Source organism: Akkermansiaceae bacterium, from assembly GCA_017798145.1.
GTDB lineage: Bacteria > Verrucomicrobiota > Verrucomicrobiia > Verrucomicrobiales > Akkermansiaceae > Luteolibacter.
The window spans coordinates 3,793,732-3,808,906 of sequence record CP059069.1 but is presented as its reverse complement, the minus strand read 5'-3'; the positions used below and the strand labels follow the sequence as shown (position 1 = coordinate 3,808,906).

Below are 15,175 nucleotides of genomic sequence, written 5' to 3'. Positions count from 1 at the left end.
GCTTGCCCTAGACAATACCTCCGAAAAACCATCCAATCCCATGAGTATCCACGCACACCTCAGCGAAGAAGCACAAGCGCGCCTGAACGCACAGAAGCGCAATTCCACGATCTCATCCATCGTGATCTCCATCCTGGTCATCGTGCTCATCGCCCTCATCCTGGGCATTTTCATGCTGCCAAATATCCTCAAGGAAACCCCGACCATCGTTACCTACGCCGCATCCCTCAGCGAGGAGAACGAGCAGCAGGTGAAAAAGGTCAACAACCAGATCCAGCGCAAGCCCTCCGCCCCGAGCAGCTCGATGACCAAGGTCATCGCTGCGAACACCGTCTCCCCCACTGCGATCCCCGTGCCCGAGATCGACGTGGTCACTCCCAACGCCGATTTCGGCGACGGTGAGGACTTCGGCGGCGGTTGGGGCGATGGCGGCGACGGCGGCGGCGCCGGAGGTTTCGCTGGCATACCCGCCACCATGCGCAGCCGTTGTTCCAAGGAAGACCGCCTCGCAAGGCTCAAGGAAACCGGCGGCACCATACAAGGCGAGGAGGCTGTCGTGAAAACTCTCGACTGGCTCCAATCCAAGCAGAATGCGGACGGCAGCTGGGACACCACCCACCCCGTTGCCATGACAGGCTTCGCCATCCTTGTTTACCTCGGCCACTGCGAGACGCCGCTTTCCGAAAAATACGGCGAAACCGTCCTCAAGGGCATCACCTACCTCGTCAACAACGGCCTTAAGAACGATGGTAGGCTCACCAACAAGGATCTCAATTCCATCCAGTGGGTCTATGACCACGGCATCGCCACCTACGCCCTCGCCGAGTCCTACACCTTCTGCAAAACCCTCAACGTCAAGATCCCCGATCTTGATACCGTCACCAAGAAAGCAGGCGACATCATCATGCAAGGCCAAGGCGAAAGCGGTGGTTGGGTCTACAAGTTCGAATCCACCAACAGCGGAGACAACTCCGTCGGTTTCTGGCAGATCCAGGCGCTCAAAGCCTGCAAGCACACCGGCCTGTGGACTGAGAGCAAGTTCAAGTCCACCATCCGCGACGCGCTCGGCTGGCTCGAGAAGGTCCAGGGCAATGACGGAGCCATCGGCTATCGCAACGATTCGAGCAGGAGCCCCGGCCTCACCGGCGGCGGCGTGCTCGCCTTCCAGATGTGGGACAAGGGCAGCTCCAACGCGGCGCGCAAAGGCATCAAGTGGATCGTGGATAACGAGAAATTCAAATGGGGCGATGAAAGTGCCAACCTCTACTACCATTACTATCACGCCCAGGCCATGATGAACCATGGAGGCAGGGAATGGGACGACTACAACAACATGTTCCGCGACGAGCTCATCAAGGCACAGAGTCCGGACGGCTCCTGGACCCAGGGAGGAATCAAGCACGGCCCGATCAACACCCACATGGCAACCTGCATGGCGGCGCTGATGCTCGAGGTCTATTACCGCTTCTTGCCCGGCACCGGCTCCAAGTGAGCTGGATGTGAGTTTGCCATTGCCATACCCATCCAACACGGATAAACCCTCGCCGCCCCAAAACGGCATGGCCGGCTTAGCTCAGTTGGTAGAGCAACTGATTTGTAATCAGTAGGTCGACGGTTCGAGTCCGTCAGCCGGCTCCATTCCCAATTCCATGATGTGATCCACGGGGGTGGTTTAGCTGTGCCTGCGGTGAGATGCCTCACAGTCGATCTAAGCGCCCTTCTTCGATGAGAAGAATCCGGGCGCTGGATGCAGGCCCTTCCCCTATCTCCAATGCGTATCCTGCGGCGAGCATTGCTTGCCGTCAGGTGGGCACTCAGCATGGAAAGCCCGCAACATAAATCTGGCAAACCGCACCCGTTGGCGTTATCACCTTCGCCCCGTGACCAAGCACCGCACCGACGACCTTCGCATCTCCGGCATCAATCCGCTCATCTCCCCTGCGGTTCTCGCCTATTACCTGCCCATCAACGAGCAGGCCGCCACCGTGGTCCATACCGCCCGCACCGAGGCGGATGCCATACTTAACCTTACGGATGACCGCCTGCTCGCCATCGTCGGCCCATGCTCGATCCATGACCCCGACGCCGCGCTCGAATACGCCTCAAAACTGAAGGCCGAGGCAGACCGCCACGCCAAGGAACTCTGCATCATCATGCGCGTCTATTTCGAGAAACCGCGCACCACCGTCGGCTGGAAAGGCCTCATCAACGATCCCCACCTCAACGATTCCTTCGATATCAACCAAGGCCTCCGCGTCGCCCGGAAGCTCCTGCTCGACCTCGCCAACATGGGCGTCGCCGCAGGCACCGAGTTCCTCGACACGATCTCCCCGCAATACTTCGCGGATCTCATCGCATGGGGAGCCATAGGCGCACGCACCACTGAATCCCAGATCCACCGCGAACTCGCCTCCGGCCTCTCCATGCCGGTCGGTTTCAAGAACGGCACCGGCGGCTCCATCCAGCTCGCGCTCGACGCCATCCTCTCCGCCTCCCGCCCCCACCATTTCCTCTCGGTCACCAAACAGGGCGTCTCCGCCATCGTCTCCACCGCCGGCAACACCTCCTGCCACCTCATCCTGCGCGGCGGAAAAACCGGCCCGAACTACTCGGCGGAGAACATCGCCGCCGTCGAGGCCATGCTCACCGAGCAGAACCTGCCGCTCTCCGTGATGGTCGATTGCTCGCACGGCAACTCGAACAAGGACTACCGCAACCAGCCGCTCGTCGCCGGTGACATCGCCCGCCAGATCGCCGCCGGATCGCGCACGATCACCTCGGTGATGATCGAGTCGAACCTCGTCGAGGGAAACCAGAAGCTGAACCCCGATCTGACAAAACTCACCCGCGGCCAGTCCGTCACCGACGCCTGCATCAACTGGGACGACACCGTGCAAGTGCTCGACACCCTCGCCGAAGCCGTCCGCAAACGCCGCGGCTAACGGACAGCCGCGCCTGCGGTCGGCTTCTTCACGAAAATGAATAACGCCATGATCCGAACCCTCGCACTTTGTATCTGCCTCGCCCCGTTACTCCGCGCCACGGAGAAGCCCAACATCCTCGTCATCCTCACCGACGACCTCGGCTATTCCGACCTCGGCTGCTACGGAAGCGAGATCGAAACCCCGAACCTCGACCGCTTAGCCGCCAACGGCCTGCGTTTCTCGCAGTTCTACAACACCGCGAAGTGCCACTCCTCGCGCGTCAGCCTGCTCACCGGTCGCTGGTGCATCCAGGCGGGGGACACCTCGATGAAAAAGGCAGTCACGATTCCCGAAATCCTCGCGCCCGCCGGTTACTCCACCGCGATGACCGGGAAATGGCACCTCGACAAGGAGCCCACCGATTTCGGTTTCCAGCGATATTTCGGACACCTCTCCGGCGCCACCAACTACTACACCGGCGACAACACCTTCCGCCTCAACGGCGAGAAATGGGATGTGCCCAAGGAAGGCTTCTACACCACCGCAGCCAACGTCGATTACGGTTTGCGTTTCATCGCAGAGGCGCGCAAGGAGAAGAAACCGTGGTTCCTCTACATCGCCTTCAACGCACCGCATGCGCCGCTACAGCCGTTGAAGCAGGATTATGAAAAATACCGCCACCGTTACGAAGGCGGCTGGGACGAGATGAACACCTCGCGCTTTGCGAAACAGAAAGAGGTGGGGCTGCTGCCCGCCGACACCAAACCCTCACCGCGCCCCGACCACATCCCGGCATGGGATTCGCTCTCCCCGGAGATCCGCGATTGGGAATCCCGGCGAATGGCTGCGCTTGCCGGAATGATCGACCGCGTGGATCGCGAGACCGGTCGCATCATCGCCGATCTTGAGGCCAAGGGCGAACTCGAAAACACGCTCATCGTTTTCCTCTCAGACAACGGTGCATGCCCCTACGACCGCCGGAACGTAGGGAAGGATGAGGAACCCTATCTGCCCGGGACGAAATGGAGCGACAGCACCGGCTGGGCATGGGCGCGCAACACCCCGTTCCGCTACTACAAGCAGAACCAGTTCGAAGGAGGCATCAGCTCCCCTGCCGTTTTCCACTGGCCAGCGGGGATCAAGGCTCCCAAAGGCTCGGTCACGGATACGCCCGCCCACCTGGTCGATCTGCTGCCCACCCTCGCGGAAATCGCCGGAGCGGAAATCCCCGCCTCCTACCCCGGCCGCGAACCGACCCCGCTCGCCGGAATCTCCCTTGTCCCCATACTTGCCGGAGGGAGAGTGGAAAGCCGCCCGCCCATCCATCTCCTCTTCGGCTCCGACCGCGGCCTCCGCGATGGCGACTGGAAACTCGTCTCCTTCAAAAGCCTGCCTTGGGAGCTTTACGACATGTCCAAAGACCGCACGGAGCTCAACAACCTCGCGTCGAAACAGCCCGAACGCGTCGCCGTCATGGCGAAGGCCTGGCATGAAATCGCTAAGGAGACCATGGGCATGGATGCCAAGCCAGTTGCCTCCGAGGACAAGCCGAAGACCAACGCCGAATGGTCAGACTACTCCGGCAGGAAGACGCCGAAGAGGAAGAAGTGATGCCTACGCATGTGGCCTCGATGCGCAAGGTCGCATGCTGGCCTCATCTCCGCACAAAGTATGAACCCGCGCTTTTCCAATCCCTGGCCGCACCCGAAGCATGGCTTGCGGGACGTGATCCGATGGAAGCTTGGGCTGGGTATCCGGGAACAGGCACGCCTGCCCGATGCTCCGGATACGCCCGCTCCCTGGGCTCCGCTCGATCCGGAGTCCATCGCCGGAGTTCCGCCGTCAGGCTGGCGGGCGGTTTGGCTGGGGCATGCCTCGTTTCTCATCCAGGGTTGCGGACTCTCGCTGCTCATCGATCCGGTCTTTTCAAATCACTGCGCCCCCCTTCCATTTCCGTCCTTGCGGAGGTTGATCCCCCCACCCTGCGCTCTCGGCGGCTTGCCGCGCATCGATGCGGTGCTGCTCACGCACTCCCATTACGACCACCTTGATCTGCCGACCTTGCGCGCTCTCGGCACCGGCACACCTCTGTTGGTTTCCGAAGGACACGGGAAATGGCTGAGAAAAAAAAGATTCCGTGAGGTGAACGAGATCGCCTGGCACGGGTCGCTTCCGCTCACTTCCGGCGTGAAGGCGACCGCCACCCCCGCCCAGCATTTCACGGCACGCAGCCCTTTCGATAGGGATCAAGCGCATTGGTGCGGCTGGCGTATCGACAGCCCGGAAGGGTCGCTATGGCATGCGGGTGACAGCGGGTATTGTGCGGGATTCCGCGGGATAGGCGAAACATACGGCGACGTGGATTTCGGCATGATCCCGATCGGTGCGTATCAGCCGCGGCATATCATGCGCCCCGTCCATCTCAATCCGGACGAGGCGGCGGAGGTTTTCCTCGATACCCGCTGCCGCCGTGCGGTGGGGATGCACTGGGGGACATTCCGGCTCACGGACGAACCGATGGGAGAGCCGCCGCTGCTGCTGGAAAGCGCCCTGCTCGCGAAGCGCATCCCGCCCGAGAGTTTCTTATCCGGAGTGGTGGGGAAAATCATCGAAATCCCCCGCAACATCCCTATTTGAGGAAATCTTCCAAGGGATCCACGCCGGGATTCCAGTATTTCACGGAGGTCACCTTGCCACCCGAAAGCTTCAGAACGGTGACCTTGTTTTTTTCCTCGGGAAATTTCGCGATGAGCGCCGAGTCGTCGCCGAGTATGATCGTGTGGGAGTATTTGCGCATTTTCGGCAGGGCGAACATCCGCCCCACGCCCGGCATGCCGTGGATGTTGGCGAGGTAGACGACCTTCTTCCCGGAGAGGTTTTCCGGCCCCACCGTGGTGAGAACGGCGTTGGCTTTTTTCCCTGTCTCCATGTCGTGGGTGACCAGAAGGAAGCGCGTTTCAGACGGCTTGAGGGTGAACTCTTTGTCGTGCTGGGTCTTGGCGCTGAAAGCCTCGACCTTGGAGCCTGCGGCGTATGGATCGGCGTTTGCGGGGACGAGGGCGAGTGCCGTTGTGACGGCGACGGTTGCGATGATGCGATGGATCATGGTGTTGGTTTGTTTGTGGAGAGTGTTAGGCGGCGCGCGCCTCGAAGCGGATGCAGGCTTGGAAATCCTTGTCCGTCGATTGGCACCCGAAGCGCCATTTGCAAGCCTTGCAGATGCCGCGGACGAGGCGCAGACCCAGCCCGAGACCTCCGGTGGCGATGGTGACCGGATCCACGTCGTTGCGGATGTCCAGAGCCGCCTTCCCACCCTGGATGGCGCAGGAAACGCAGATCGATGATTTCGCATAGCGGACGGCGTTTTCCATCAGGCCGTGCAGGGCTTGGCGAAGCAGGTCGGCGTCCGCTTCGATTCGGATTTCCGGCTTGATTTCCACGGTCATGCCGAGCCTCCGCTCTTCGGCGAGGAGCTGGTATTGCTCGGAAACGTCCCGGACAAGATCGCTGAGGCAGAGTGATGACGGCGCGGCGAGCAAGGCTCCCTGCTCGGCCTTCGAGGCGAGCAACGCCCGCTCGACGAAGCGCGAAAGCCGCGCCAGCTCATCCTGCAATTCCTCCTGGAAAGCGGGAGGCATGCCCGGCGGCGCGTTCTCGATACGCAGCCGCAAAAGCATCAGCGGGGTGCGCAGCTCGTGCGCCACCCTTGCGGAGAACTCGGCCATTTCCTGGTAGGCGGTGCCGGCTTTTTCCAACAGGCCGTTGAGGTGGTTCGCCAGATCCCCGATGACCGGATCCGCCTCTGGAATCCTGATGCCGCCGTGGAGGGAATCCGGCCGCATGTCCGTGAGCTGTCGGTTGATGTCATGCACCGGCCGCAGCGAGCGGCGCGCGAGCAGAAGCCCGGCAAAGAGAGAGAGCGCTATGACCGGTAATCCCGTCCAGAGCCATGAGCGCGTCATCTCGGCGAGGATCTCGCGTATTTCCTCCTCGGCATAGCTGTTGTGGATCGTCCATTCCGCCGTTCCCGGATGGGTGGGATCCGTGCGCCCCTCGCGCAGCTCCTCCTCGAGCTGGCGGTATCCCGTGAACATCATCACCGCGATCAGCAGCGTGCATGATACCACGACCCACGCCGCGATGCGGAAACGGAAGCTCACGGCGTTTCCTCCTCCCTCAGCGCGAAGCCCACCCCACGCAGGGTGTGGATCAGCGGTTTCAAGCCCGGCAGATCGATTTTCTTCCGCAGGTAGTTTACGTAAACATTCACCACGTTGGATCCGGGATCGAAATAATGATCCCAAACCTGATCGACGAGCATGGCTTTGGAAACGGGACGCGGCGAGGCTTGTGCCAGCGTTTCAAGCAGCGCGAACTCGCGGTTGGTGAGAACGATGCGTTCACCTCCTCGCATCGCCGTGCGGGAAAGCAGATCGATCTCCAGATCGGCGACGCGCAGGAGATTGGAGTTTTCCGGCTTGGTGCGGCGATCCGCAGCGCGCAGCCGTGCAAGAAGTTCTTCGGTGGAATAGGGTTTCACCAGGTAGTCGTCGGCACCGGCATCGAGTCCCGCCACCTTGTCGCCCACCTCGCCGCGCGCGGTGGACAGCACCAACGTTGCCCGGCTGCCGCGCTCGCGGGCCGCGCGGATCACGCTCACGCCGTCCATCCCCGGCATGGTGATGTCCAGCACGGCGGCATCATGAGTGCTCCCTTCCATCAGATGCAAAGCCTCCAGGCCGTCGCCCGTTTCATCCACCTCATGCCCCGCATGCCGCAGCGCGGCAACCAGGTGCTTGCGCAGCCGCACATCGTCTTCGGCAAGGAGGATTCGCATGGCGCAATCCTGCCGGTATGCCGTGCCGCCGTGAAGCACGGTTTGGGGATTTTCATATGGCCGGGTTCCGGCCAATCGCATCGCCGGGATACTCACGGTTTTTTGAGGCGGAAAAAACGTTGCGCGGGTGCCGGTGACGGCATCTCCACATGATGCAGGCCGTCATGCGGCGCATCCGGGCGTGTCGAGTCGATCCACGATCCGGGAGACATGTCCGGGCTTTCCTCCAGCACCCAGCCGGTGGGAAGCATCGACCACTCCATCGAAAATGCCACCCCGGGAGTCGTTGCGGGTGTGATTGTGAGAGGCGTGGGCACATCCGCGATCACGAAATGGGCGGTGAGGGAACGGTTCACGTCACCCATGGTGAATGTGAGGCTGCCGCGGGTGCCGACGACTTCACCGTTGTCCGTCCAGTTCACGAACCGGTACCCGGGAGCGGGAGTCGCCAGCACTGTGACTTCGCCGGCGGGTGCGAAGGAACCGCTTCCCGAGGTGCTGCCCGCTTCGGCGGGTTGCGGCATGGTGTCGACCACATAGGACGGCGGCAAGGCCGCGCCCGCTTCCGCAATCATCAGGACGTAGTTTTTCTTCACCGGCGGGCTCGCACCGTCGCCTGCCGTGACCACGAAGGGAAACTCCCCGCTGCCCTCCGGCGTTCCCGAGAGTATGCCGGTGAGCGTGTCGAATTCCATGCCGACCGGCAGTGCGCCCTCGATGGTGGCCATGAAAGGCAGAGAGCCCTCCACCACCAGGCGCCTGTCGGTGTAGGGCACATCGATTTCCCCTTCGCTGACGTGATCGATCAGGCCGAGACCTCCCTCCACATCTACGGCGGCCATCTGTGCGCCCTTGTATTCGCCGACCACGATGACGGTGGAAAGATCCACTTCCTCGCCGTTGATTGTCTTGATCCCCTCGCCGTGGATATCATCAGGCCCCACGCTGCTGGCCTTGGCCTCGCCGTTCTCATCGATGGGGCCGAGGTATTCGTAAAACTCGTAGCGGCGCGTGACCACCTCGTCCCCGTTGTCGAGATTCTCGGGTGCGGCCACCAGTCGCCCGTTGTTGCCTCCGTCCGGCTTGCTGAACTCGCGTTGGAGGATCTGCCATTCCACCTCGACCTCATCGGGCTCGCCGTTGCGCCAGTTCACATCATCGGGATCGTTCGGATCGTCGGATATGAGGTCGCGCAGTTCCACCTTTTCGCTGTTGTGGGTGGTGGTGCGGATTTCCTTCACCCAGACGGCGGGGCCGAATTCCAAACCGGGAACCTCCGGGACTTCGGGCGGTTCCGGCGGTTCGATCACCGCTTGCACCTGCGCCGGCACGGCCGGGATTCCAATTGCGGGAGGTATGGGCGGGTAATAGGTGAAACTCGGCGTCGAGACCTGCACCGCACCACCGCGTATGAGATTGCCGGAACCGTCATCAACGAGCCAGTTGTAGCGGATCGCGCCTACCGCCAGGCGGTAGCCCACGCCAAAGTGCTCGCCGCCGAAGTTGACGTTCGGATCGGTGAACTGGTGGCCGTTCGTTGGAGAGATCGGCCCGCTTGGAATGGCTGTGTAGGATGCCCACGAACCGTCCGGGTTTTTCCTGCTCTCCCAGCGGATGACGCATTTCGGATGCCCGACGATGGTGTCATCCTGGGAGATTTTCGGCGTGCCGTAGTGGTTGTAGTTGTAGGTGTGGCTGACGTCGGTGCTGCGGCAGTCCTCGATCTCGAACCCGTGGCATTCGCTTCCGGTGTCGTTCACCGTGTCGAAGTTGTTGATGCTGCCGTAGGCGATGCTCGCCCGGGCGGAACCGGTGAGGAGCGGAAGCAGGCACGCCGCATGAAGCAGCGGAAGCCCGAGGCTTTGGTGTAATGCGGCTGGGGTTTTCATTTTAGCTATGACATTCACACTCCGACCCGAATGTGCGAAGTGATTTAGGATAAGAAATTTCTAAAGAATGGTGAGCTTGTCCATGCCGCTCATGGAGTGACACTGAAACAATCAATCATGAAAGCAAAAGCCAACCTCGCACTCATAGGAATCATTCTCAGCGCGGCGCCGGGACACGCCGCCACGCTGGATGTGGACTCCTCGCGCAGCCGCATCCACGTGGATGCCCATGCCACCGGACATGACTTCACCGGGACGCTTAAAAAATACACCGCCAGGGTCTCCGGTGACACTGCGTCGATGAAACCCGAAGGCTTCGAACTCGGCTGGAGCTTCAAGGATCTGGAAACAGGCGACGCCGACCGTGACAAGCAAATGCTCAAGTGGCTGGGCGGCGGCGATCCGAAGGGATCCTTCCGTTTCACGAAATCCTGGACGGACAAGGACGGAAAAACGCACGGCATGGGAACGCTGAAGATCCACGGCGTTCCCCAGGAAGTTTCCTTCCCCTATTCGGTGAAGAAGGACAGAGACTGGGTCACCATCGACGGCACGGTTTCCCTGGACTACGAGAATTTCAAACTGCCCGTCATCCGCACCATGGCGGTGATGACGGTGGATCCCAGGCTCAAGGTGCGCTTCCACGTGGTCGGCAAGGTCAACTGATATTCCATAACTCATTAAAAAACTATGACACCGGAATCATGGTGGAAACGGCGCACGGGATGCGCGAGGGCGCTGATGGCGGGTAGCTTCGCCCACGGCATGGGATCGATGGATCGCGTGGAGCCACGCCTCGCGGCGGCGCTCGGCGACATCCTCGCGAGGCCGGGATCGATGGTGCGCGCGGTCACCGCCTATCAGCTGGGGATCGCCATGGGCGCCCCTGAGGAATCGTCGCGAGCGGTGGCCTGTGGAATCGAGTATCTGCACACGGCTTCGCTGGTCTTCGATGATCTCCCGGCGATGGATGACGCCCGCACCCGGCGCGGCGCCACATGTCCGCACGTTGCGCATGGCGAAGCGGTGGCGATGCTCGCCGCCCTCGCCCTCATCAACCGGGGTTACGCGATGATCTGGCAAGGGATCCGCCGGACATCGTCCGAGCGTCGCGAGCGCGCCGGCGACTGGGTGGATGCCCGCCTCGGCACGCGCGGGGTGATCGGCGGGCAGGCTTTTGACCTGCAGGGCTGGCGCGGCGAACAATCGCCCAGCGAGGTGAGCGAAGTGGCCGCTCGGAAAACGGGCGACCTATTGCGCCTCACCTTGGTGCTTCCCGCCCTCATCGGAAACGGAACGGAACGGGAAATCCAGTTGCTTGACCGGATCGGGCTGCTGCGTGGGCTTGCCTATCAGGCGGCGGACGATCTGAAGGATGTCCTTTGTAGCCCGGAGGAAAGCGGCAAGACCGGCGGCCGCGATCAGGAAATGGGACGCCCCAACCTGATTCTCGCGGAAGGTTTCCAGTCGGCGCTGCGGCGCTTCAAGCGGGTGCGCCAAATGGGCGACCGAGTGCAAGCGGCTTTGCCGGGAGCTCCGGAACGCTGGGGGATGCTCGCTCCGCTGCGGGTGACATTGCCGACGAATGCCGGGATGGTGCCGCACGATGCCGTGCGCGCCGCAAGCTGACGGATCATCGCGATGAGTCTCTGGAGAATGATTTTCACCAACCTGCGACGCCACCGCGTACGCACGGCGATCGGCGCGGCGGGCATCGCCCTCGGGGTGGCGACGATGCTGAGCGTGGTGGGCCTACTGGGCGGTGCGGTGAAAATGTTCGAGCGCATCCTTGAGAGCGATGCGGAGATGGTGGTGTTTGAGAAAAACGTCTCGGATCTGTTCTTCAGCAACGTGCCGGTGGAGGTGGCGGTAGAGTTGGAGAAGCAGCCGTTCGTGAAGGAGGCGCGTCCGGTTCTTTTCAGCATCATCGCCGCGCCGGAGCGTCCGGTGGTGACGTGCTTTGGGATCGAGGTTTCCGATCCGCGCATCGGCAAGGGCGAGTGGCTCAGCGGATCGGCGGACGATTTCATCGAAGGTGAGGATGTCGTGGTGCTCGGCGAACGGGCGGCGGATTTCCTCAGCGCCAAGGCGGGCGGCACCATCGAACTCGGGCAGGGAAACTACCGCGTGGCGGGCGTGGTGAGGCTGGAAAACGGTTTTGAAAACGGCGGCGTGTTCATGCCGCTGGGCACCTGCCAGCGGGCGTTCCACAAGGAAGGCGTTTCCTCGGTGATCAGCGTGGCGTTGGCAGAGGGACATGAATCCTCCGAGGTGAAAGATTGGATGGAACAGAACCACGGTCGGCTCACCGCGTTGGAGAACGAGGAGTTCAGCCGCAGCTATTCGCAGTTCAGGATCATGAAAACCACGGCCTGGGTGGTGGGCGGATGCGCGTTCCTGTTAGGCGGTTTGAGCGTGACGAACACGATGATCCTTTCCGTCTTCGGGCGCATCAAGGAGCTGGCGATCGCGCGGGTCTGCGGGTTTTCGCGGGGGCAGGTGGCGCGGATGATTTTCGGGGAGTCGCTGCTTGTCTCCGCCATCGGCACGGCGCTTGGTTGGGGATTGAGTGTCGGTGGCTTTGTATGCGCGCGCGCGGTGCCTCAGCTCCAAGGCTACATCGAGCCTCGTGTCGGTTGGATGGAAGTGGGCGGCGCGCTCCTGCTCGCGGTCGTCACCGCGCTGGCGGGCGCGCTTTACCCGGCATGGTATGCCGCGAACCTCAAACCGGCGGAGGCCTTGCGTTTCGAATGAGTGAACAGAACGAAATCATCGTCGAGGACGTCTGGAAAAGCTACGACGCCGGGCGCATCGAGGTGCTCAAGGGCGTGACCTTGCGGGTGCGGAAAGGTGAGATCGTCGCGCTTTGTGGCAGCTCCGGCTGCGGGAAATCCACTTTGCTCAACGTGATCTCCGGGCTGGAGGAGGTGGACAAGGGACTCGTCCGTGTGGCCGGGCGCGATGTGGTGGACGAGGCAACACGCATCGGGTTGCTGCGCCACCGGATCGGCTACGTGTTCCAGATGCATCATCTCATGCCGGATCTCACCCTTGCGGAAAACTGCATGGTGCCGGTGATCGCGGCGGGCGGGAAACGCGCGGAGGGCTTGGCACGCCTGCGCGAGCTCGCGGAGACGACCGGCGTCGCACATCGCCTCGGCCAACGGGTGCGGGAGCTATCCGGCGGCGAACGCCAGCGCGGAGCCTTGTGCCGCGCGCTGATGAACGATCCGGAAATCCTTCTTTGCGACGAACCCACCGGAGCACTCGACGAGAGCAACCGCGGGAAGGTTTTTGATCTTCTGTTAGATCTTGTCCGTTCGCGCGGCAGGACGCTGGTGCTGGCGACGCACGACGCGGAACTCGCAAGCCGCTGCGACCGCACGGTGCGGATGCGTGACGGCAGGATGGAGGACTTAACATGATGGCGTCTATGAGGATGCGGGCAAGCAGGGGATGGGACAGGCAGGGCTTCGGCGAGGGCGCCAAAGCCAACATGCGATGGCGCGTGAGCTCCCCGCAGAATCCGCTTCGCGGACTCGCTATTCATATTTCATCGTGCCTCAAAACGTCTTTTCAGAGCGCGTTCTCTGATGCGGCTCATCGCGATCTTCGCGGGGGTGCCATGATTTCCAGAGGCATATTCCTCGGCCGTTTGGCGCAACCTGAGATCCATTCGATCATCCATAGAATCATCAGGCACGTTATCAAATACATCCAACGTCCGTCGCCTTTTCATGGAAAGGATTCGAGCACATGAGCGAATGCTTTTCCAAGAAGGATTTTTCCGCCGACGAGCCTGTTAGGGATCGCAACGCGGTGACGACATCGGTTTTCCACGCGCTGGGCTGGCTGGTGTTCGGAAACGCGGTGGGGCTTTACCTGGCTCTGTTGCTGATGTGGCCGGGACTTCAGGCGGGCATCTGGTCTTATGGCCGCTGGGTGCCGGTGCATCTCAATGTGCAGCTCTACGGCTGGACGGCGCTGCCGTTGGTGGCGTGGCTGCTTTCCATCTACGAGGTCGATAAATCACCTCACGCGGCGTGGGGGGCGGCGGCGGTGTGGGCGTGGACGGCCGCGCTTGCCGTGGGGGTGATGCATTGGTTGGGCGGGGATACGTCCGGTAAAATTTTTCTCGATTGGAAAGGCGCGGCGTTGTGGTCGTTCGTGGCCGCGCAGGTTGTTCTCTGGCTGGTGCTGGCGGCGGCATGGATGGATCGGAGGGATGTGTGGAGCACCGCGAAGAAAGGCGGAACGCTCATCGGCCTGATCGCGTTGGCGGTCGTGCCGGTGTCGATGGTTCTTGCTGCCTCACCCGGCTTGTATCCGCCCATCGACCGCACCACGGGTGGGCCGACGGGATCGAGCCTGTTGGGGTCGGCGCTGTTCGTGGTCGGGCTGATGCTGCTTTTGCCGCGAGTGGTGGCGGGGGAATCGTCGCGGGAAAGCAATGCCCCGGTATGGGTGTTCTTTGTAGTGTCGTGGGTGGTTTTCGGAATCACGGAAGCGATCGGCGGAACGCACCGCGACGTGATCCAGATTTTTTCCATGCTCATGCTGCTGCCTTGGGTGTGGTTGTTGCCGCGCGATTGGCGTGGATTCATCTGGCCGAGTGGGTCGGCCTTCTGGCTGCGGGCGATGTTTCTGTGGTGGGGTGTATTGGTGATTTCCGGAGTCCTGATGTATCACGACGGTGTCCTTGATCGCATCAAGTTCACGCAAGCGCTGGTAGCGCATTCCCATCTGGCGATGGCGGGATTCACCACGGCGTTCTGCGCCTTGCTGTGTGTGCTTGTCACGAAGCGCGCGCTGGGCGGTCGGGTTTCGGTGATGCTGTGGCAAGCGGCCGCGCTGGTGATGATCCTCGCGCTGGCTGCGGCGGGTTGGCTGGAGGGTGCGAATTACCGCTGGATGGTGGAAACACCGCTATGGCGGACGTCGGCTTTCGCGATACGCGCTTTGTGTGGCGCGGTAATGTTGGGGGTTTCCTTGCGATGGCTCATCCAATTTCAAAAATCATGAACAAGCGGGAAATCATCAAATGGTGGAGCGTGGGTGCGGGTGGCATGGATGCCGTCACGGGCTTGTTGCTGATCGTGGCTCCGCTCCTGGTTCTGCGTCTGTTAGGGATCGCGCCGTTGTCGGCTGACGCGCTGATTTTCCTGAATTGGGTGGGGGTGTTCGTGCTGGCCGTGGGGCTGAGCTATGGGCTGGCTTTGACGGGACGGGCGCACGGGGAGGCGGTGTGGATGTTCACGGGATTGGTGCGGATCTTGGTGGCGGTTTTCCTGTCCGTCCGGGTCATCACCGGCACGATGGAACCCGCGTGGCTATTAGTGGCGGCAAGCGACGGGTTGGTGGCGGCGGGGCAGGGGGCGATCTTGCTGGCGGGTTGGTGGAAGGAGGTGCCGGAATGAACAGGGTCGCGATTCGCGCGGCGATCACCGTCGCCGCCGTGTATGGGTTTTTCCTGCTGTTCGCGCAGTTCGCTTTCGTCGAGCTGATCCGTGGAGCCGGGCATGGGG

The 15,175-nt window shown here is 61.9% G+C and carries 14 protein-coding genes and 1 tRNA gene; 11 read left to right on the top strand and 4 right to left on the bottom strand.

What is annotated here, in order from left to right; genetic code table 11:
* Window positions 1-40: 40 nt before the first annotated feature.
* From HZ994_16405 to HZ994_16385, 5 genes are all read left to right on the top strand, one after another.
* The gene (locus tag HZ994_16405) at window positions 41-1,492 is read left to right on the top strand and encodes a terpene cyclase/mutase family protein (protein QTN33827.1); all 1,452 of its coding nucleotides are present in this window, start codon (window positions 41-43) and stop codon (window positions 1,490-1,492) included.
* A 70-nt stretch (window positions 1,493-1,562) separates the two neighbouring features.
* A tRNA-Thr gene (locus HZ994_16400) sits at window positions 1,563-1,638 on the top strand.
* A 242-nt stretch (window positions 1,639-1,880) separates the two neighbouring features.
* Window positions 1,881-2,942, top strand: coding sequence for a 3-deoxy-7-phosphoheptulonate synthase (locus HZ994_16395; protein QTN33826.1), 1,062 nt, complete (start codon window positions 1,881-1,883; stop codon window positions 2,940-2,942).
* A gap of 36 nt (window positions 2,943-2,978) precedes the next feature.
* Window positions 2,979-4,535 carry an arylsulfatase gene (locus tag HZ994_16390; protein QTN33825.1) on the top strand — a complete coding sequence of 519 codons (1,557 nt, stop codon included), beginning with the start codon at window positions 2,979-2,981 and terminating at the stop codon, window positions 4,533-4,535.
* 60 nt (window positions 4,536-4,595) lie between these two features.
* The gene (locus HZ994_16385) at window positions 4,596-5,561 is read left to right on the top strand and encodes an MBL fold metallo-hydrolase (GenBank protein QTN33824.1); all 966 of its coding nucleotides are present in this window, start codon (window positions 4,596-4,598) and stop codon (window positions 5,559-5,561) included.
* Here HZ994_16385 and HZ994_16380 read toward each other — a convergent pair.
* The 4 genes from HZ994_16380 to HZ994_16365 form a co-directional block, all read right to left on the bottom strand.
* Window positions 5,554-6,030 carry a hypothetical protein gene (locus HZ994_16380; GenBank protein QTN33823.1) on the bottom strand — a complete coding sequence of 159 codons (477 nt, stop codon included), beginning with the start codon at window positions 6,028-6,030 and terminating at the stop codon, window positions 5,554-5,556. The two genes, HZ994_16385 and HZ994_16380, sit on opposite strands and share 8 nt — an antisense overlap.
* Before the next feature lie 25 nt (window positions 6,031-6,055).
* Window positions 6,056-7,084: a hypothetical protein gene (locus HZ994_16375; protein ID QTN33822.1), complete on the bottom strand. Its 1,029-nt coding sequence runs from the start codon at window positions 7,082-7,084 to the stop codon at window positions 6,056-6,058.
* Window positions 7,081-7,761, bottom strand: coding sequence for a response regulator transcription factor (locus HZ994_16370; protein QTN33821.1), 681 nt, complete (start codon window positions 7,759-7,761; stop codon window positions 7,081-7,083). Before HZ994_16370 ends, HZ994_16375 begins: the two co-directional genes overlap by 4 nt.
* 92 nt (window positions 7,762-7,853) lie before the next feature.
* Window positions 7,854-9,650, bottom strand: a complete 1,797-nt coding sequence (locus tag HZ994_16365) for a putative Ig domain-containing protein (GenBank protein ID QTN33820.1) — start codon at window positions 9,648-9,650, stop codon at window positions 7,854-7,856.
* Window positions 9,651-9,767: 117 nt separating this feature from the next.
* On the opposite strand from HZ994_16365, the gene HZ994_16360 reads away from it, so the two are divergent.
* From HZ994_16360 to HZ994_16335, 6 genes are all read left to right on the top strand, one after another.
* Window positions 9,768-10,316, top strand: coding sequence for a YceI family protein (locus HZ994_16360; GenBank protein QTN33819.1), 549 nt, complete (start codon window positions 9,768-9,770; stop codon window positions 10,314-10,316).
* Between the two features lie 24 nt (window positions 10,317-10,340).
* The gene (locus tag HZ994_16355; protein ID QTN33818.1) at window positions 10,341-11,279 is read left to right on the top strand and encodes a polyprenyl synthetase family protein; all 939 of its coding nucleotides are present in this window, start codon (window positions 10,341-10,343) and stop codon (window positions 11,277-11,279) included.
* A gap of 12 nt (window positions 11,280-11,291) precedes the next feature.
* Window positions 11,292-12,404: an ABC transporter permease gene (locus HZ994_16350; GenBank protein ID QTN33817.1), complete on the top strand. Its 1,113-nt coding sequence runs from the start codon at window positions 11,292-11,294 to the stop codon at window positions 12,402-12,404.
* A complete protein-coding gene (locus HZ994_16345) occupies window positions 12,401-13,075 on the top strand; it encodes an ABC transporter ATP-binding protein (GenBank protein ID QTN33816.1) in 675 nt (224 codons plus the stop codon). The genes HZ994_16350 and HZ994_16345 overlap by 4 nt, the downstream gene beginning before the upstream one ends.
* A 331-nt stretch (window positions 13,076-13,406) precedes the next feature.
* A complete protein-coding gene (locus HZ994_16340) occupies window positions 13,407-14,672 on the top strand; it encodes a hypothetical protein (GenBank protein ID QTN33815.1) in 1,266 nt (421 codons plus the stop codon).
* Window positions 14,669-15,067 (top strand): hypothetical protein, encoded by a 399-nt coding sequence (locus HZ994_16335; protein QTN33814.1) that lies wholly within the window; start codon window positions 14,669-14,671, stop codon window positions 15,065-15,067. Before HZ994_16340 ends, HZ994_16335 begins: the two co-directional genes overlap by 4 nt.
* The last annotated feature ends 108 nt before the right edge of the window (window positions 15,068-15,175 follow it).

Excerpts from the sequence above, each read along its gene's own strand:
- HZ994_16350 (QTN33817.1), top strand. The coding sequence starts at position 11,292 with ATGAGTCTCTGGAGAATGATTTTCACCAACCTGCGACGCCACCGCGTA.
- HZ994_16385 (QTN33824.1), top strand. The coding sequence starts at position 4,596 with ATGAACCCGCGCTTTTCCAATCCCTGGCCGCACCCGAAGCATGGCTTG.
- HZ994_16360 (QTN33819.1), top strand. The coding sequence starts at position 9,768 with ATGAAAGCAAAAGCCAACCTCGCACTCATAGGAATCATTCTCAGCGCG.
- HZ994_16405 (QTN33827.1), top strand. The coding sequence starts at position 41 with ATGAGTATCCACGCACACCTCAGCGAAGAAGCACAAGCGCGCCTGAAC.
- HZ994_16390 (QTN33825.1), top strand. The coding sequence starts at position 2,979 with ATGAATAACGCCATGATCCGAACCCTCGCACTTTGTATCTGCCTCGCC.
- HZ994_16340 (QTN33815.1), top strand. The coding sequence starts at position 13,407 with ATGAGCGAATGCTTTTCCAAGAAGGATTTTTCCGCCGACGAGCCTGTT.
- HZ994_16370 (QTN33821.1), bottom strand. The coding sequence starts at position 7,761 with ATGCGAATCCTCCTTGCCGAAGACGATGTGCGGCTGCGCAAGCACCTG.
- HZ994_16380 (QTN33823.1), bottom strand. The coding sequence starts at position 6,030 with ATGATCCATCGCATCATCGCAACCGTCGCCGTCACAACGGCACTCGCC.
- HZ994_16335 (QTN33814.1), top strand. The coding sequence starts at position 14,669 with ATGAACAAGCGGGAAATCATCAAATGGTGGAGCGTGGGTGCGGGTGGC.
- HZ994_16345 (QTN33816.1), top strand. The coding sequence starts at position 12,401 with ATGAGTGAACAGAACGAAATCATCGTCGAGGACGTCTGGAAAAGCTAC.
- HZ994_16365 (QTN33820.1), bottom strand. The coding sequence starts at position 9,650 with ATGAAAACCCCAGCCGCATTACACCAAAGCCTCGGGCTTCCGCTGCTT.
- HZ994_16355 (QTN33818.1), top strand. The coding sequence starts at position 10,341 with ATGACACCGGAATCATGGTGGAAACGGCGCACGGGATGCGCGAGGGCG.